Source organism: Gemmatimonadota bacterium (assembly GCA_016209965.1).
GTDB lineage: Bacteria > Gemmatimonadota > Gemmatimonadetes > Longimicrobiales > RSA9 > JACQVE01.
Genome location: JACQVE010000266.1, coordinates 1 through 2,195 on the forward strand (window position 1 = coordinate 1; position 2,195 = coordinate 2,195).

2 protein-coding genes are annotated in these 2,195 nt (G+C 72.3%); one reads left to right on the plus strand and one right to left on the minus strand.

The genetic code is table 11. The features are described 5' to 3' along the window. A partial coding sequence (locus HY703_10680; GenBank protein ID MBI4545651.1) for a TonB-dependent receptor plug domain-containing protein occupies positions 1-828 on the minus strand: 828 nt, incomplete at its 3' end. A 277-nt stretch (positions 829-1,105) separates the two neighbouring features. Here HY703_10680 and HY703_10685 point away from each other — a divergent pair. Next, a partial coding sequence (locus HY703_10685) for a carboxypeptidase regulatory-like domain-containing protein (GenBank protein MBI4545652.1) occupies positions 1,106-2,195 on the plus strand: 1,090 nt, incomplete at its 3' end.

The following is a 2,195-nucleotide window of genomic DNA, read 5'->3' on the forward strand; positions in this document are numbered from 1 at the left end:
GCTCCCGGTAGCGCAGGGCCAGGAAGCCATCGGCATGCTCGAGATCGCTGTTCTCGCGCAGGCGGGCGCGGCCGCCGCCCTGGGCCGCGTCGGCCGGAATCGGCGTCCCCGCACGCTTCCGGTAGCCGGCGCCGGTGCGCACCAACAGCTCGCCCCGCCCCACGCGCAACGGCGAGGCCGCCAGCACGCCCAGCGATCGGCCGCCCACGTGGTCCACGCCCGCCGCCAGCTCGAGGGCAGCGGCCGCTCCGCAACCAGGGGCGCGCGTGCCAGCCCCACCTCCACCACCCCGCCCAGCACGTTAGGGCCATGAAGCACGGAGGGCAGCCCGCGCACCAGCGTGATGCTCTGCGCGCCCGTGAGCGGCACCAGCCCGACGTCGGTGCGATGGTCCCACCCCAGCGTGAGGGGCACACCATCCACCAGCACCGCCACCTGGCGCGATTCCGCGCCACGCAAGGACAGCTCGGCCTCGCCCCGCGAGTTCGTGCGCACGTGGACCAGCGGCGTCGAGCGCAGGCTCTGCTCCAACAGCGGCGCGGGCGCGGGAGTGTGCAGGGAATCGAGGCGGATGACGACGGCGCTGACGCCGCCCGCCGTCGCCACCGAGCGCGCCACCCGCACCACCAGCTCCTCCATCGGGATGACGTCACCGGCTTTGACACTGTCTGCCGGCGCCTGCGCGGCTGCGCCGGCCGGCAGCAGCAGGATCGTGGCCGCGGCAGCCCGCAGTACCGCCCGGCCGGCGCAGCCTCGAGCCGCGGTGACCCCGGTCTGCAGCGCCGCCCGGGAAATGAGGCGGCGGGCGTACTCCGGTCCTGGCTTCATGTGGGGAGTGCGTATCCAGCCAGAGAGAAGGTCTGCTCAGGGAGGAGCAAGTTTAATGTCCAGGCGAGTGTGCGGCAACACTGGCCCCCGGCCGGGAAGCAGGGGCATGCCGGGAAAGCGGCATGGCAGTTCCGGCCAACATGGGAGATGCAAAACTGGTCCGATTGGCGACGGGGTCCACCCGGCCGAGCGGAAAACCGGCCTGCCGCTGCGCCGGCCACTCAGGCCGGCGACAAATGTCTTGACGCCCGCGGAATCGCTTCTATATACCAGGCATATGTGCCGCCCCACCCTTCTATTCCTCCCCCTGCTCGTGGCGCTGCTCAGCGCCCCGCCCCTCCGCGCCCAGATCATTCGAGGGGAACTGGCGGAAGCCGGCACGGGCAAGCCCATTGAGGCCGCATTTGTGGCGCTGGTGGACGGAACTGGCGTGCGCCGCGCCGGCGCCCTCACGGACTCGGCCGGCCGGTTCGTGCTCCGGCCGCCCGCGGCGGGGCGCTACACCCTGCGCGCCGAGCGCATCGGCAACGAGACGGCGGAGGTCAGCGTCCTGGTCGCTGCGGGCGCGGCGGTGGACTACCGGCTGGAAATGCAGGTCGAGGCCATCCCGCTCGCCGCCGTGGAAGCGGAGGCCAGGCGCAGGTGCGTGGTGCGGCCGGAGGAAGGACTGGGCGCGGCGCGGCTATGGGAGGAGGCGCGCAAGGCCCTGGATGTGGCGGCCTGGGCGCAGGACGAGCGACTGTACGAGTATGAGATCCGCCGCTACGAGCGGGAGCTGGATGTCGAGGGGCAGCGGGTGAAGCGGGAGGCCGTCGAGGCCCGGACCATGTGGGCCGAGCAGCCGTTCGTCAGCCTGGCGCCGGAGAAGCTGGCAGAATCCGGCTACGTGCAGAACACAGCCGAGGGGACCTTCTACTACGCGCCCGACGCGCACGTCCTGCTCTCGGACAGTTTTCTGGATCAGCACTGCTTCTGGGTCCAGCCGCCGCGCCCCGGGGAGGAGCACCTCATCGGGCTCGTGTTCGAGCCGGCGGGCGGGCGGAAGCTGCCGGAGATCCGCGGCGTGCTTAGCTTCGATCGCGCCAGCTCCGAGCTGCGCTCCCTCGAGTACCAGTATACCAACCTGCCGCGCGCCGTCCCGGCCGAGCGGCTGGGGGGAAGCGTCGACTTCGAGCGCCTGGACAACGGCGCCTGGGTGCTGCGCCGCTGGTGGATCCGTATGCCCGTGATCGGCGTGCGCCGCGCCTGGTGGCGGCCGGTAGGCGAGCCGGACGTCGAGGTCCTGCTCGGCATCAAGGAGGTCGGCGGCGAGGTCGCGGGGCTGGCCGCGCGCACGCCCAAGCCGGTTCTGGCCCAGGCGCAGCCCC